Raw genomic sequence first — 15,362 nt, 5'->3', positions numbered from 1 at the left:
AAACCACAAGGAGGGATTACAGATGTTGAAAGCGGCAGACATTATGAATACCCAGGTTGTCACAATTCGCGGCTCTGCTACTGTGGCTGAAGCGGTGCAACGCATGAAAGAAACAGGTTCGCATACGCTGATTGTCGATCGTCGTCATGACCAAGACGCCTATGGAATTGTCACTGAAACCGATGTTGTTTACAAAGTGACAGCCTATGGTAAAGACCCTAAGCGAGTGCGGGTTTGCGATATCATGACCAAGCCCTGCATTGTGGTAAATCCTGATTTGGGTGTAGAGTATGTGGCGCGATTATTTGCCAATACGGGTATTCATCAAGCTCCTGTGATTCAAGGATCGCTGATGGGCGTTGTTTCCATTCAAGACATTCTTGCAAAGGGTGATTTTGTGGAACAGCCGAAAGAACTGGTATTGGAGGAACGAATTCAGCAGGCGATCGAACGGGCCCGGGCTGTTTGTGCCAACAAAGGAGCCGCGTCTAAGGAATGTGCAATCGCGTGGGAAGAAGTCGAAGAGTTGCAGGCAGAAGCGGCTCATCAAAAAGCGGAATTACTTTATGGTACAAAGACCGCTTTCGAGGCGTACTGTGAAGAAAATCCCGATGCACTCGAAGCTCGCATTTATGACAATTAGATTCGTGAGAATGGGGGAATCGGCAATGGCGATCGATGGTTCACCCAGCTTTTGCTTTTGCTAGTTCCCCCTTCTTCGAGCCTGAATGCCCAACTCCAATCTTCTGTCTTTGCAACAATAGATTCAGCAGATGATATTGTTAAGGACTGAATTTTGGATAACGTAAAGCGAGATCGGAAAGGCCAATCGGGTGTGTCCAACCGCCAAGTGCTCTTGTCCGATCGACAGACTGACCGGATTGAGGACAAGCATCCTTTGATCCGTTTATTTCATTATGGGCACAGCTACCGATCGCAAATTTGGCTAGCGGCGCTGTGTTCCATTCTCAATAAGTTTTTTGACCTTGCGCCTCCTGTGCTAATTGGGGTGGCTGTAGATGTGGTCGTGCAGCAGCAAGATTCGCTGTTGGCGCGATTTGGTATTGAAGATGTGCAACAGCAATTTATTGTGCTGGCCGTTCTCACCTTCATTGTTTGGAGTTGCGAATCAGCGTTTCAATATGCCTATGCAAGGCTATGGCGCAATTTAGCCCAATCCATCCAGCATGATTTGCGGCTCGATGCCTATGCGCATCTGCAAAATCTGGAACTGGAATATTTTGAAGCCCGCAGTACGGGTGGGCTGATGGCAATTCTGAACGATGACATTAATCAACTAGAGCGTTTTTTGGATTTCGGAGCCAATGAAATCCTACAGGTTTTGACCACTGTGCTTTTAATTGGAACCGGGTTTTTCGTGATTGCTCCCAGGGTGGCTTGGATGGCCATGTTGCCAATTCCCTTGATCTTGTGGGGATCGTTTGCTTTTCAAAAACTGTTAGCTCCTCGCTATGCCGATGTGCGCGAAAAGGTGAGTTTACTCAACAGTCGCCTATCGAACAACTTGGGGGGTATTGTTACGATCAAAAGCTTCGTCACCGAAGCGTATGAAATCGATCGCCTGCGCACCGAAAGCGATGCCTATCGTTACAGCAACCAACGCGCGATTGTCCTCAGTGCAGCCTTTGTACCCCTGATTCGCATCATCATTTTGGTTGGGTTTACTGCCCTGTTGGTGTATGGAGGCTTAGAGACGGTGGCAGGCAGACTTGCCGTTGGAACCTACAGCACCTTAGTTTTCATGATTCAACGACTATTGTGGCCTTTAACCCGCTTAGGCGAAACCCTTGATCAATATCAGCGGGCAATGGCTTCCACCCATCGTGTCATGAACCTGCTCGACACACCGATCGCCATTCACTCCGGCACCATTCCGCTAGTAGAAAATCCCACTCCTTTCTCTCCATTCCCTTCTCTCCATTCCCTCCTTCCCCCTAACCCTTACGCCATTCGCGGTGAACTGAACCTCGATCGCGTTACATTCGCCTATCGGGAAGGATTGCCCGTGGTCGAGAATTTGTCATTGCATATTCCCGCTGGCAAAACGATCGCCATTGTTGGCTCCACTGGGTCTGGTAAAAGTACCTTGGTGAAACTACTGTTGCGGCTTTACGACATTCAATCTGGCAGCATCACATTGGATGGCATCGATATTCGCCAATTGCAACTGGCTGATTTGCGACGGGCGATCGGTTGGGTGAGCCAGGATGTGTTCTTATTTCATGGGACAGCCCTGGAAAATATTCTGTATGGGCATCCCACGGCTACGCTAACAAATGCCATTACTGCGGCCAAGATCGCCGAAGCGCATGAGTTCATTGAGCAATTGCCCCAAGGGTATGACACGATTGTTGGAGAACGAGGGCAAAAACTATCGGGGGGACAACGGCAACGGTTGGCTATTGCTCGTGCCATTTTGAAGAATCCACCGATTTTGATTTTGGACGAAGCCACCTCAGCCGTCGATAACGAAACCGAAGCCGCCATTCAACGATCGTTGGAAAAAATTACACAAAATCGCACCACAATCGCCATTGCCCATCGTCTGTCCACTATTCGTAACGCCGATCGCATTTATGTGATGGAACACGGCAAACTCGTAGAACAGGGTTGCCACGAAGACCTACTAACCCAACAAGGCATTTATGCGAACCTCTGGCGCGTGCAGAGTGGCGAGCGGCTGGCTACATAGCCGTACTTTACGTTTCAAAAGCCGTAGGCTGGTTTATGTTAACCAGCCTTTACTGAATCAAATGCTTATTCCTAAAGCTGGTGACAGGACTCGAACCTGCGACCGGCTGATTACAAATCAGCAGCTCTACCAACTGAGCTACACCAGCGCTCCGGGTCAGTTAATTATTATAACCTCTTCTAGACAAACTTAGACGAAACGAGGGCAACAAAACTAAGGGGAATGCCAGGAAAGAGTGATGTGGGCTGGGTGCACAATACATTTGTCTAGGTATTTGCCTGCCTTGCCTCCGAGGCGATGCAGCCATGCTTTTTCAGGAGGAATAGTTGTCGCATTCGCAAGGATCACGCGCCGCAGACTATGAGGTTGTTACGGCAGATTGCTCAATTGACTAACAAATCGTGAACCCTAATCCTCCAACCCCTTCTCCTAAATAGAGCGACGGGGAGTCGGATCAGCGTCCTTTGCTCTTGAGAGAGAGGATGTAGGGAGAGGGGAATCGAAGGTGTCAGCCAATCAGGACAGATTGCCCTGGCTTTGAACGCAAACACAATTAAAGTTAAAAGTTAATAGATGTGTCATGGCTCGCTACAATGAAAGACTGGAATTTCGCGGATGAGATTGCGAATACTCCCAACCCTTAACCCCTATTCCCCAAGTTCCTCTTTCCATGTTGGATTTCGAGCAACCGTTTCCCCTAGTTGAGCCTGCATTCTTGATCACGATCGTTAGTGAGACAATTCTTAAAGAGAGTTTGATCATGCTGCTGACGCAATTAAAAGTGAGAAGTTACACCGTCAGCGAGGTACAAGGTGCAGGACGCCAAAGCCGCCGCTCCGCCGATCCGGAAGCAAGCCAAACAACGATGATCGAGACAAATCTGGAAATTAAAGCGATCGTTTCCCAAGAGATTTCTAATGTAATTTTGTATGCATTGAAGGAACAACAGCGGAATTTTGCAGTGTTTGTCTATCGACAGCCCATTGAAGCGTTAATTGAAGACTAAGAGGAGGATTAGAACAAAGGCAGGCTGAATTGCGAAAGGATAGTGAACGGCCTGGATTGCTTGCTATTTCGCGAATAATCAATCAGATACCTCCTGTTTAGACCTCACCTCACCCTAAAATTAAAAACTTAACGGTGATGATTACACTTCTGGTAATTGCACTACTACCGCTGTTCCAGGTAAATTTTGCGCCGCCACTGGAGCCGATGGCAACTGAAAACCACTAGATTGGGCCGGGCTAAAAATTTTGATGGTTCCGTGCATCTGCTGAATCAATTCCCGGGCGATCGCTAAGCCTAGCCCAGTACCCGGAATATCGGTTTGTGATTGAACACCGCGATAATGCCGTTCAAATAAATGCTCTAAATCCTGGGGTGGAATACCAGGGCCAGTGTCAGCAATGACGATGGTTTGTTGAGATGGTGTTTCTTGCAACGGCTGCTTGTGCTCAGCTTCTTTAGGTGGAATGCTTGCATAAACGCCAACATAAATTAGCCCACCCGATGGTGTATACTTCAGCGCATTATCGATAAGATTGGTCAATACCTCACGCAAGAAGTTGAGGTCTATGAGAATAAACGGTAAGTTTGATGGGATCTCGGTTTGGAGAATTAGTTGCCGATCCTGAGCAATGGCGCTGGCAGATTCAAGTAAGGGAGTCAACACTTCAGTAACTGAGTGTGGGGCAAGCTGCATCGATCGCCCAACTAGTACGTTGGAACCCGGTAGCAAGGCAGGAGAGGTTGATTTAGATACAGTTGTGCCAAATAAACGGGCATCCAATGCATCAAACTCGCGAGCGACAACGCGAGGCAATGCATTAGCCGTTACCGGTTGAGTTGAAGAGTTGGTTTCAGACTCTAGTTCAGCACTGATCTCAGCGTCTAAATTTTCAGCATCTAGCTCAGTGTCCAATTGATCGTTTTCCTGTGCCGTTGGAGCTAGTAATCGCCGTAGTCCCTGCTCGTCTAAATCGATGACGACATCAAACTGCTGCAATAGCTCTTGTAATCGATCGCTTTCTCGCACAATTCCTTCGGCAATCGAGCGATTGCTATCGGTAGGTTGCAGTCGTTTAATCAATAGCTTGCCAAAGGTACGTAGCGCCGTCAGCGGATTACGGAACTGATGTACCAAATTATCAAACAAATCGTGTTTTTGCTCTTGCAATAACTCTTGTTGATGTCGATCTTGAGCAAACCACTGCGAGCGTTGATCCAACACACAGGCAATTGCAATGGTTTCAGCAATTTTCTCAATTTGGGCTTGCTCCGAGTCATTCCAAGCCCGATCGGCCCGAGCCGTTACCAATAAACCCATTACCACATCTTGATGCATCAATGGCAAAACCATTTGCTGTTGCCGCAGCAAGGCCATTTCGGCAGCTTGTAGAGGAGGCAACGGTGAATCGGACTCTGAGGGAATGGGCCACGATATGGGCGTAATGGCTGATGAAGAGGAATCTGCCAGCAACAACCGAGAACTGGCAGGGGCACGCCCTTGAGACAGCAAACTAAAAATGCGATCGTCTCCCCAATCCGTTACCGCATCGGGATAAGCCACGATGGGAATTAACTTAGCATCGGTGGCGTCGGTCAGTTCGTCGGTCAGATAAATAATGCTCAAAGCGGCCCCTAACCCTTGCGTCAGCAGGGTGACCTGCGATCGGCAAAGTGTAATAAATTCTGAGCTAGCAGGCATCAGCATCAATCCGACCTAACGCATCAAACAACTTAAATTTATTAACCAATCACATCGAATAACGTAATTTCAATCTTTCTACATCATGTTTGGGTCGGTTCAGAACTGACATGAACTTAGATTTAATTAGCTACTACTGCTAAAAAATGAATCATTCACTGCGGTGCTTCATCAAGTGAATGTTTGAGAAGATTTACTCGACTAAACGTGATAACTCCAAGTCTGTTATGGTGAAAAATGAAAGCGAGTTTATCGTTTTCTTAAGCTTATCCCAGTTTTCTAGATTCTGCGAAGCCTAATAAATGCCTAAAGTCATGCAACGATCGAAGAATACCTTAAGATTTTGTATCAATTGTTTAAAGGAAGTTGAAATTCCCAATTTAGGCCGATATACTTTGCAGGGTCTTGGTATTTTGTAACTACAGTTACAATCATTAGATAGGTCAGTTCGAGAAGAGAGGAGGTACATAGATTGGCAAGGAGACGTAAGCGTAAAAGCCGTCGTCGCTTAGAAGGGCGCAGAATTTTGGAGATGGTGCCTCAATATAGCATTGAAAGCGGCGAAGATAAGCCTGTTACAGCGGCCCGGAAGTTCATCCACGCTGAAGGCATTGTGCCACCAGCCTTACTGTTGGTCAAGCGCAACGAGCACACAACAGATCGGTATTTTTGGGCTGAAAAGGGACTCTTCGGCGCTCAATATGTTGAAGAGAACCATTTTCTGTTCCCTAGCCTGCGCGTCATGGAAGAGGAATCTGACGGGATTGCGGTAGGTGCTAAGCGGTAATCACATTAGGGGTGGAGATTTAGAAGTCAGTCGTTTGAGCATTAAAGATATCATCTCTACAAGTCTTTAAGCGTTGTTAGTCTTCAGGTGTTGTAGAGGTTGATCGCAGCGTATTCGCTCAAAATTAGACTTGCTTCGGTGATTAGCCACTACCCTGATGATTTGCAACATCCGATTGCTCAAAATTGCGATTGGGATTAGAGCGGGGTCAACGTTGATCTCGCTCTAGGCTTGTAATCATGTGTGTGAGGGCAACTCTTCAGTTGCCAATACTAGTGCGACTACTAGTACCAACAACTAGTAGTAACAACAGTGCTCCTATGATGTAGCTACCATAGCAAAATTCCGGATTCCTGAAGCATAGAATCCGGAAGGTTGTGCAAAGACAAAATGTGCAGCGGTTAAACCAATAAGTTAGGCTACTATCTCGACTCCCCTGGCTTGGCTAACCTGTGGCACTAGTAGTTCACCCTAAGGTGACTTTAACAACGCGATTTTTTTCGGCATCGACCTTGGGCAAGGTCAAAGATAGAACACCATTGGTGTAATTCGCTTCAACTTTATCGTTTTGAACTCGCGTAGGAAGCGGAATCACGCGCTGAAACTTGCCATAGCGAAACTCAGATCGCATTACCCCATTCTGTTCCGATCGAGCTTCGGCTTTGCGCTCTCCACTAATTGATACCGCTTCGGCCATGACCTGAACATCTAACTCTTTGGCGTCCATACCAGGCAGTTCGACCCTGAGGTGAATCGCCTCTTGAGTCTCAGAAAGTTCTGCGGCGGGTACAAACGCCAGACCATTGTTGCCATTTGAGCGATTGCTTGCAGTTGGTGCCAAGGTATCAAACAACTGATTCATTTCTCGTTGAAGATTCTCAATTTCCCGAATTGGTGCCCAATGAATCATCGCCATAAAACAGTCTCCCAATTTATAGTCATTAAATAAATCAGTACAGAGTGCGTCTGCGCGTTTCTCTCAGCTTCTCAGGAGGTCAGAAGTTCCAAGCTTCCTGCTCTCCTTTGTTTTCACTGTATCGAGTTCCCAAGGCTGAACAGGTTCGGTTGTTTGCATAACCCACCATCGCAATTCCCGCACTGCGATCGACCGCTCGCTTCTTAACTCCTCTATATTAAAAAATGTATCGATGTATTTATTCGTTATTTCTTTGTTATGGTGTTTCTTCGTAGTCCTAAACCTTGGCAACTACCGGAGCAAGTAGTCACTTCAGAGGCGGCCTTTCTTAGTCGTCGTCGGTTGCTCAAAGGCTTGATTGGTGCAGGCGTTGCAGGTGTAGCGCTGCCATTGACAGGTTGTCAGCAACAAGTCATAACCGATGGTGTACCTACCCAAGGAACGAAAGGTTTGGCGGCTGCTCGGAATCCTAACTTTACTGAGGTAGATCGATCGCTCACAAATGAGCAACTAGCTGCCACTTACAACAACTTTTATGAATTCGGTAATTCCAAGCACATTTGGCAAAACGCTCAGGCGCTGCCCACCGAACCGTGGAAAGTCGAAGTGACTGGGTTGGTGAACAATCCCCGCACTTATGATCTCGATGATTTGCTGAATACCTTTCCCTTAGAGGAGCGCATTTATCGCTTTCGCTGCGTTGAAGCGTGGGCAATGGTTGTTCCTTGGATCGGGTTTCCTATGAACGCCATTCTTAAAGAAGTCGAGCCAACCTCCCAAGCAAAATTTGTGCGCTTTACATCTTACTATGACCCCAAAGTCACTAAAGGCCCTACCTTCCCACCGTCGCAGTTTTTACCCTTTCCTTACACGGAAGGATTACGGATTGAGGAAATGGCGAACGACCTGGCCTTTTTTGCGGTGGGCATTTATGGGCATACCCTACCCAAACAACACGGTGCTCCCATCCGGGCGGTGCTGCCGTGGAAGTATGGCTTTAAGGGCGCTAAATCGATCGTCAAAATTGAATTTGTTGAAACTCAACCTGCGACTTTCTGGAACACCATCAGCCCAAATGAGTACAAATTTGAAGCTAACGTTGAACCAGACATTCCCCATCCCCGCTGGTCGCAACGCAAGGAACGGTTGGTAGGACCAGGAGCCTCGATTTATGATTGGGAGGAAGTCCCCACAATCATCTACAACGGCTATGGTGAGTATGTCGCAGGTTTATATAGCTAAACGTTGTAGAAAAACTTTTGTACAGTCATGTTTGACAATTTTTTCGCCGACCAGCGTACTAATCGTCTTCTCATTCACCCGATTAGCGCCACTAGCAATTACCAGCAGAGGGCGATCGCTCTCGGTTTTGCGAAATACCGATGACACTCCTGTGCTTAGTTAACGTTGTGGTTTTTCGATCGGAAACTGATGCTGCCGTACTTCATTGCCAAAGCTCTGCACAGCTTCGGTGACGATTTCTCGCAAGTTGGCATAGGACTTAGCAAACGGTGGCTGCCAGTTGGATAGCCCCAGCAAATCTGCGGTCACTAGCACTTGACCGTTGCAGTGTGGACCTGCACCGATACCGATCGTCGGAATCGTCAACTTTTGGCTAATACGCTGGGCTAAGTCGGCTGGAATGTGTTCCAAGATAATCGAGAAAGCACCTGCTTGTTCGAGGGCGATTGCCTCCTGCAAAATTCGATCGCCTGCTTCTGGGGTTTTTCCCTGTTGCCGAAAGCCACCGAATTGATGCACCGACTGCGGAGTAAGTCCGACATGAGCCATGACCGGAATGCCTGCCTGGACTAATCGTGCAGTAGACTCGACGATCGCCTCATACCCGCCCTCCATTTTTACCGCCTGAGCCCCGGTTTCTTTAAAAACCCGGCCCGCCGATCGCAGTGCTTGTTCTGGACTTTCTTGATAGCTCAAAAACGGTAGGTCTACCACCAGCAGGGCCTGCTTAACGCCGCGCCGCACCGCTTTAGCATGATGAATGGTTTCATCTAGAGTGAGAGGAATGGTGGTGTCATAGCCTAGCGCTACCATCGCCATCGAGTCACCCACCAACACCACATCGATCGCCGCCTGATCGAGCAGTTGTGCGAACAGATAATCCCAAGCAGTAAGGGCCACGATCGGGCGTCCTTCTTTCTTGAAGCGAATCAGTTGTTGGGTTGTAATTGCCATGGATTTCACCTGCCAGCAAGAATGTAGCGAATGTTTCAGCCCATAACGATGGATTTGATCAATTTCTTAACTTCCATTGGCTCAAAGCTGGGTGCAAGATGGGAGTAGGGGTTGACCACCAAGTTGAATAACCACCCCTTACCATATCAGTAGCTCTTTCATTCGCAAAGCGATCGATTCAGCCTTGTTGCTGCGTTCAGGAAATTTTCATGATACACGATCAATCGAACCCACTAGAGCCAAACCAATCACCGTCAGAGGCACAACCAGATTCTCAGCTTCAGCCAATTGATTCTCCTATTGATTCTTCTGCTGACAAGTCTTCTGCTGATAAGCTAGATTCCTCAATGGACTCAGAAATAGACTTAGAATCAGAAGAAACTATCGAATCAGAAGAAACTGAAGAAACTATCGCTGCCACAATCAGTTCGGAGCCAACAGAGGGAGGAGAAACCATTGCAGCTAATGTGCCGCCCTCAGAACCGATATCAATCACGCCTGTCGTTCCCAAAGAATCGATTGGATCATCGACTTCCTCCTCTACGGCTTCGACAACGACTTCCTCCTCCGCACCCGCTTCAGCCCCAGAGTCTGCTTCGACAGCAAGCAAAACGCAAGCATTATTCCGCTTAGTGGGACAACTGTGGGGAATTTTTGTGGCATTTTTGCCTATTGTAGGACGATTTCTCCGAACGGTGTGGAAAGGAGTGCTGACGGTGCTTCAGTGGCTCTATAGCGTGTGGAAAGCGATTTTGCCCAGACTACGATCGCGGCTGCCTGCGGGTTGGAACAAACTGCCTGATTGGGTATTGACAACGGTAGCAGTAGCTCTGTTGGTGTTTGTGTTATGGCTAACTGCGCAACTGTGGCCCGGTAAACCTCCGACCTTGGCGGGCGATCGCACCCCCCCGACGTTGAAGGCTCCTGCGCCCGTTCAACCCGTTGCCCCCACCGCCAATGATCCAGCTTTAATTGCTCGCCTACAAGAACAGGTAGCCGAGATTACTGATAGCTATGCCGATGGGTTAATTCAATCTGTGCAGGCTAGCTTTCGAGACGATCGGTTAATTGTGCAACTGAGCGACGCTTGGTATACCCTCGATCTTGCCAGCCAAAACCGCCTAGCTACTGAACTGCTGGCTCGATCGCGCAAACTAGAGTTTGACAAACTGGAAATCGTTGATTCTGAAGGAGAACTGCTGGCACGGAGTCCGGTAGTGGGAACGAAGATGGTGGTATATGAAAGGCTAAGCAATCAAGGGTAAGGGGTAAAAGAACCCTTAAAGAAACCCTTATTTTCCTGCATCCAACGATAAGGTGGCTGTAATGGGAATTTCTTCGACTCTGGGCAGTTTTTCCAGGACTAAATCAGCTTGATTATTTCCTCCTGCCAGTTGTCGCAATAGTTTCGGACGCGGATCGTGAAGCAGGTAAATAATGCGATCGCCTGGCTGCCACTCTTCGGTTGCTGGCATAACTTGGAGGCGATCCTCTCGTTCCATCAAAATTGGCACTAATTCTCCGGCGCGAATCAACGCTTTCAAATGGGCCTGTTGAAACAGTAGCCCAGACTCACGTAGAGTTGTTTCGCCTAATTTAATTGCCTTGTCCTCTAAATAGCGATTCCAGGTTTTTAAGGACATCTGAGCCGTAAAGGCTTGCTGAATCTTAAGCGCATTGGTCTGGGTAGATGCTTGGGCCTCACTGGGAAAGACAGCCAGCACTCTAGGTGGTTGAAATTCTTCAGTCGCTCGTTGTGCCAACACCAGGTTCACCTCGCCGTTATTGGTCATCGCTAGAAAAGTTCCAGCTGACGCCAGCCCTGCTTCCTCTAACGCTTTCACATCTAGAGCACTACTAGTAAGCACTTTAAAGTTCTGCTGCAAGGCTTCTTCACAGGCTTCCTGATCGGTATCAATCAATACAACGGATTCACCCCGATCGCGAAACACGCGGGCAATTAACAAACTGAGGGGGCTACAGCCCACAATCACTGCTCCGGTTGCTTGCGTTGAGGTAATCCCCAATAGGCGGGCTACCCAACGAGCCGATAATCCTTGTAAAAACACAGTAGACAGAATCGTCAGAAACACGAGTGCTTTAATAGAATCGCCCCCATTGATGCCGCGTTCAGTCAGCAAAATGGCAAACAGAGAAGCTACTGAGGCCGAGACAATGCCTCTAGGAGCCACCCAACACATAAATAGCTTCTGCCGCCAGTTGAGATTGCTATTCCAAGTACAAAGCCAGATATTGATGGGGCGAACCACAAACATCAGCGTCATAACCGTGAACAAGGCTCCCCAGCCCAACGCCACAATACTGGCGATCGACAAATCAGCCGACAGCAAGATGAACAGTACAGAGACAGCCAGGATCGTTAACTGACCTTTAAACCGGCGCAACGCTCGGACTTCTGGCAGCGAGAAGGTTCCTAATACAATTCCAGTAACGACGGTGGCCATCAGTCCCGCTTCACTGCGGATCATCTGTGCCAAGCTATACAGTCCCCAAATGCTAGCTAATACTACTAAATTCTTCAGATCATCCGAGAGCAGTTTCGCTCGCTGAAGCGTAAAACCTAACAGCCATCCCCCGGCGGCTCCAATTCCACCGCCAATTCCGAGCCGCAAAAATAATCCACCGATGACATCTAATGGATCAGCGGCTCCGTTGAGAATAATGTTGAGCACCACCACGGCTAGAATGGCACCGACTGGGTCAATCAGCACGCCTTCTCCTTCCAGCAACGCCGCCACCTGGCGATCGACCTTCACCTGCTTCAGCAACGGACTAATGACTGTAGGACCCGTCACAACGACTAGCGCGGCGTAGAGAAAGGCGATCGTCCAAGGAAACTCGCTGAGCCAATGGGCTGCCATACCACCGCCCAATAGCGTAATCAACGACCCAAACGTTACCAAATTGCGCAAACTGCCCGACACCTTACCCAAATCGCGCAATTCGAGGTTCAGTCCACCTTCAAACAAGATCAGCGCTACCGAGAGAGCCACAATCACCTCTAGCCCAGTACCCAGCAAGTGGGGATGAAGCATATCTAGCCCATCCGACCCTAATAGAATTCCAAACAGCAATAGAAATACAATGCTGGGAACTTTTAAGTAATCGGCTAAAACTTGGGCACTGATACCTGCGATCACAGCAATGACCATTTGCAGGGTAATCGTAAGTGCTGCGTCCATAAGCGTTGTGCAGGCTAACCTGCTACCTCTCGACAAATGACCGTATCACTAATGACTGATTCAGCCACCCGGTCAGCGATCCTTGAACTTGCCAGTTAAAGTTTAAGTCAGTCATAGAGAAATAGCAGGTGACGATACAGCAATCAGTTCTTCACTAGGGAAGCGTCATTGGTAGCGTACTTTAAGCTGAGCCACGATCGGGAAGTTGGATGCGGTTCAATCAGACGGTGCAATGAGTGCTTCTCTAATTCAACTCATACTTCTCTTTATCTAAGATATTGCCTATCTAAATTCTGCGTTAATCTAATGCGAACTTCAACGATTTGCCATTTGATTCAGATCTGGTCTGCTCAGCATAGCATTTTACCCACCAATTGAATCCAAATCAGCAGGTTCATCGTTTCAACAAAAGATAGTAAAGTTGACCTGGGCCGTTAATCAGCCCCGCCCGATCGCCCGCTTGCTCTCCTGATCCCATAAAAATATCCACTCGACCTGGGCCACGAATGGCTCCACCGGTATCTTGATCCAATACATAGCGGCTGACCAAGCGTGGAGTCAGGGTGCCGTTGGGTTCAGAATAGGGAATTTGAGTTTGAATCAGCGCCAAGGCTCCGGGTGGCATGAGGGACTTATCGGTGGCGATCGATCGCTCTGGTGTCACTGGAACTCCCAAGCTGCCTATAGCAGGTGATCCCGTTGTTTCCCGAAAAAAGATAAAGCGATTGTTGCGCAGAATATAGTGATCCACCTCAGCCGGATGTTGCCGAAAATAATCAATGACCGCAGGCAGGCTCAATTCAGCTTCAGCAATTTTGCCATCGTTTACCAACTCTCGACCCACGCTGACATAAGGGTAATCGGTGCGCCCGGCATAACCGACCGACATAATGGTGCCATCAGTGAGTTGTAGTTGGGCCGAGCCTTGCACTTGTACCAAATAAGCTTCTAGTCGATCGCGCAACCACACCAGTTCTAATCCTTGCAGTAGTCTGAGGGCTGGTTGTCCATGGGAACCCTCGAGTTGGCGACGAGTAGGATGGGGTTGAGTCCAACGATTGAGATCGGGCGGCAGGGCATACAGTGGATAGCGAAATTCAGCGGTGGGTGTGCGGCTAGCAGCATAAATGGGTTCAAAGTAGCCAGTAAATTGCACCGTCCCTTGACCATCAACGCCGATCGAGCGGTACAGATCAAACGCCTGGCGTACCGAAGCTTGCAATTCGGCGGCTGAAGTGCTATCCGCTAAAAGCTGTTGAAATCGTGCTAAGGTGCGGTAAACCCGATCGCGAGTAAAGGCTGGGATAGCATCATAGTTGGCATAGTCTGCTGCCGCTTCAGAGGTTTGCAAGTAGTTCAGCGAATAGGCAATTGCAGTTTGTAAAGCGGCTCGATCGCCTGTTTCTCCAACAGCTTCTCCCCACAGTTGATCATCGAATCCTAAGAGATCTACAAAGTCATCATCTCCTGCTTCGCTGGCCATATTTACTTGCTCTAGAGGAATCAGCGTCTCCTCGGCTCTGGAGGTAGCCAGACTCAAAGCCAGGGCAAGGGTAACGGTAACAGCAAGACAAACGTAGATGAAGCGTTTCATAGACAAAATCAACCGAGGCGATCGAACTGGAGGGGATAGGGGGGAATGGAGAACAGGGATGAAATAATCCGTGGACAACCCCTACCCTCTTAATAATCTCGCTCGACGCTGCCAAAGAAAACAGGTTCCACACGCAATGCCAATACTCGCGACGGACGAACCACCATGTATTCACCTTGAAGGTTTTTAATCGGAACGCTGATAAAGTCATGAGAAGCCGCTTTGGGCATAAGTTCGCCACTGTACCATTTCTGAAATTCCTGAATAGTGGGAAATCGCACTTCTTCTCGGTGCCCGCCCTCCATCAGAATATGGACTGCGAATTCGCTGGGTGTTCTAGGCATAGGAGCATGATCCTAAACGAAGCTACGACCTCAAATATGCCCAAAAGCCCGCTCAAAACGAACCGAATTAGAACAAATTAAATCGTTGCAACTGTGCTTCCATCACGGTCGGCAGAGTTTTCTGTAAATCCGTTTTATTGCGAAACACAAGACGACTATGGCTGGGTAAATCAAATGGAAATTGCCCTGCTACGTCCGATCGCTCCATATGCGCCAGCAAAATCTGCTCCGATCGCTTCGCTTCTAGCGCGTAGCCCACTTCTACGCAAACATTGGGACTGGGAATCAGTTGCGGTGGATTGTTGTCAATGTGCAGAATGGGCGTACCATCAGCCACAAATAATAGACACTTACGAATTTTCCGCATCAAGCTGCTGTTAAGGCGTATCGGGCCCTCTGTTAACCGATTTGATTCTTCCAGCGTTAACGGCAGGCGCGATCGTTTATTGAGTTTATCTAGAAATGTTTGAATAGCTTCTCGTAATAGATCACTCGACTGTGCATATTCAGTCTGATAGCACAGAAAAATAATTGGCTCTAAATGAGCCATGACATCTTGTTTTGTAAAATAAATTTCGTGACTAATTAAGTCAATATTTGAAATGGCATAACCGCCACTTCCTTCAATATAAAACTCGACGGTTTCACCTTCCAAATAGCGCTGAAACCAAGCCGACTGTTTGACTTCTTCGCTGTCTTCCAAAAAATCTGCTCGCAATGCCGACTTCAGCAAACTATTCTTACTGAGGCGCAAATCATGAGGACGTTTTTCTAACTCGCGAATAGGTTCATAATCTTGAAGATACCAAGCTTTCAGCGCAATAATTGCCATATTTTATTCTGCCCCGTTTGGCTTTAAAGCGGTAACAGCATCCAGATACCTGCACGTTTGAGTAATTTCC

The 15,362-nt window shown here is 48.1% G+C and carries 14 protein-coding genes and 1 tRNA gene; 6 read left to right on the top strand and 9 right to left on the bottom strand.

Annotated elements, in window-relative coordinates; genetic code table 11:
• The first annotated feature begins 22 nt into the window (after positions 1–22).
• Complete coding sequence (locus tag OXH18_RS25335; RefSeq protein ID WP_315874584.1) at positions 23–643, top strand: CP12 domain-containing protein; 621 nt, start codon at positions 23–25, stop codon at positions 641–643.
• Between the two features lie 213 nt (positions 644–856).
• Positions 857–2,713 (top strand): ABC transporter ATP-binding protein, encoded by a 1,857-nt coding sequence (locus OXH18_RS13220; RefSeq protein ID WP_315874720.1) that lies wholly within the window; start codon positions 857–859, stop codon positions 2,711–2,713.
• Positions 2,714–2,788: 75 nt separating this feature from the next.
• Here OXH18_RS13220 and OXH18_RS13215 read toward each other — a convergent pair.
• Positions 2,789–2,861 (bottom strand) — tRNA-Thr (locus OXH18_RS13215).
• A gap of 522 nt (positions 2,862–3,383) precedes the next feature.
• Here OXH18_RS13215 and OXH18_RS13210 point away from each other — a divergent pair.
• On the top strand, positions 3,384–3,719 hold the full coding sequence (locus tag OXH18_RS13210; protein WP_268607551.1) for a P-II family nitrogen regulator: 336 nt from the start codon (positions 3,384–3,386) through the stop codon (positions 3,717–3,719).
• Between the two features lie 141 nt (positions 3,720–3,860).
• Here the strand turns inward: OXH18_RS13210 and OXH18_RS13205 are convergent, their stop codons facing one another.
• A complete protein-coding gene (locus OXH18_RS13205; protein WP_268607550.1) occupies positions 3,861–5,420 on the bottom strand; it encodes a GAF domain-containing sensor histidine kinase in 1,560 nt (519 codons plus the stop codon).
• Between the two features lie 472 nt (positions 5,421–5,892).
• Between OXH18_RS13205 and OXH18_RS13200 the strand changes: the two genes are divergently transcribed.
• The gene (locus tag OXH18_RS13200; RefSeq protein ID WP_268607549.1) at positions 5,893–6,207 is read left to right on the top strand and encodes a DUF3155 domain-containing protein; all 315 of its coding nucleotides are present in this window, start codon (positions 5,893–5,895) and stop codon (positions 6,205–6,207) included.
• A gap of 466 nt (positions 6,208–6,673) precedes the next feature.
• On the opposite strand, the gene OXH18_RS13195 is transcribed toward OXH18_RS13200, so the two are convergent.
• Positions 6,674–7,123 carry an Hsp20/alpha crystallin family protein gene (locus OXH18_RS13195; protein ID WP_268607547.1) on the bottom strand — a complete coding sequence of 150 codons (450 nt, stop codon included), beginning with the start codon at positions 7,121–7,123 and terminating at the stop codon, positions 6,674–6,676.
• 258 nt (positions 7,124–7,381) lie between these two features.
• On the opposite strand from OXH18_RS13195, the gene msrP reads away from it, so the two are divergent.
• On the top strand, positions 7,382–8,365 hold the full coding sequence (msrP, locus tag OXH18_RS13190; RefSeq protein ID WP_268607546.1) for a protein-methionine-sulfoxide reductase catalytic subunit MsrP: 984 nt from the start codon (positions 7,382–7,384) through the stop codon (positions 8,363–8,365).
• On the opposite strand, the gene OXH18_RS13185 is transcribed toward msrP, so the two are convergent.
• Both OXH18_RS13185 and panB read right to left on the bottom strand, forming a co-directional pair.
• Positions 8,354–8,512 carry a hypothetical protein gene (locus tag OXH18_RS13185; protein ID WP_268607545.1) on the bottom strand — a complete coding sequence of 53 codons (159 nt, stop codon included), beginning with the start codon at positions 8,510–8,512 and terminating at the stop codon, positions 8,354–8,356. The two genes, msrP and OXH18_RS13185, sit on opposite strands and share 12 nt — an antisense overlap.
• A gap of 12 nt (positions 8,513–8,524) precedes the next feature.
• Positions 8,525–9,319 (bottom strand): 3-methyl-2-oxobutanoate hydroxymethyltransferase, encoded by a 795-nt coding sequence (gene panB, locus OXH18_RS13180; RefSeq protein ID WP_268607544.1) that lies wholly within the window; start codon positions 9,317–9,319, stop codon positions 8,525–8,527.
• Positions 9,320–9,528: 209 nt separating this feature from the next.
• Here panB and OXH18_RS13175 point away from each other — a divergent pair, with 209 nt between their 5' ends.
• A complete protein-coding gene (locus OXH18_RS13175) occupies positions 9,529–10,584 on the top strand; it encodes a hypothetical protein (RefSeq protein WP_268607543.1) in 1,056 nt (351 codons plus the stop codon).
• 27 nt (positions 10,585–10,611) lie between these two features.
• On the opposite strand, the gene OXH18_RS13170 is transcribed toward OXH18_RS13175, so the two are convergent.
• From OXH18_RS13170 to OXH18_RS13155, 4 genes are all read right to left on the bottom strand, one after another.
• Positions 10,612–12,522 (bottom strand): cation:proton antiporter, encoded by a 1,911-nt coding sequence (locus OXH18_RS13170; RefSeq protein WP_268607542.1) that lies wholly within the window; start codon positions 12,520–12,522, stop codon positions 10,612–10,614.
• A 394-nt stretch (positions 12,523–12,916) separates the two neighbouring features.
• On the bottom strand, positions 12,917–14,116 hold the full coding sequence (gene mltA / locus OXH18_RS13165; RefSeq protein ID WP_390904392.1) for a murein transglycosylase A: 1,200 nt from the start codon (positions 14,114–14,116) through the stop codon (positions 12,917–12,919).
• Between the two features lie 89 nt (positions 14,117–14,205).
• Entirely contained in the window at positions 14,206–14,460 is a 255-nt protein-coding gene (locus tag OXH18_RS13160) for a hypothetical protein (RefSeq protein ID WP_268607540.1), read from the bottom strand.
• A gap of 67 nt (positions 14,461–14,527) precedes the next feature.
• Positions 14,528–15,292 (bottom strand): hypothetical protein, encoded by a 765-nt coding sequence (locus OXH18_RS13155; protein WP_268607539.1) that lies wholly within the window; start codon positions 15,290–15,292, stop codon positions 14,528–14,530.
• Positions 15,293–15,362: the final 70 nt, after the last annotated feature.

This window comes from Thermocoleostomius sinensis A174 (assembly GCF_026802175.1).
Classification (GTDB): Bacteria; Cyanobacteriota; Cyanobacteriia; order Elainellales; family Elainellaceae; genus Thermocoleostomius; species Thermocoleostomius sinensis.
This window is presented reverse-complemented; position numbering and strand designations above follow the sequence as displayed.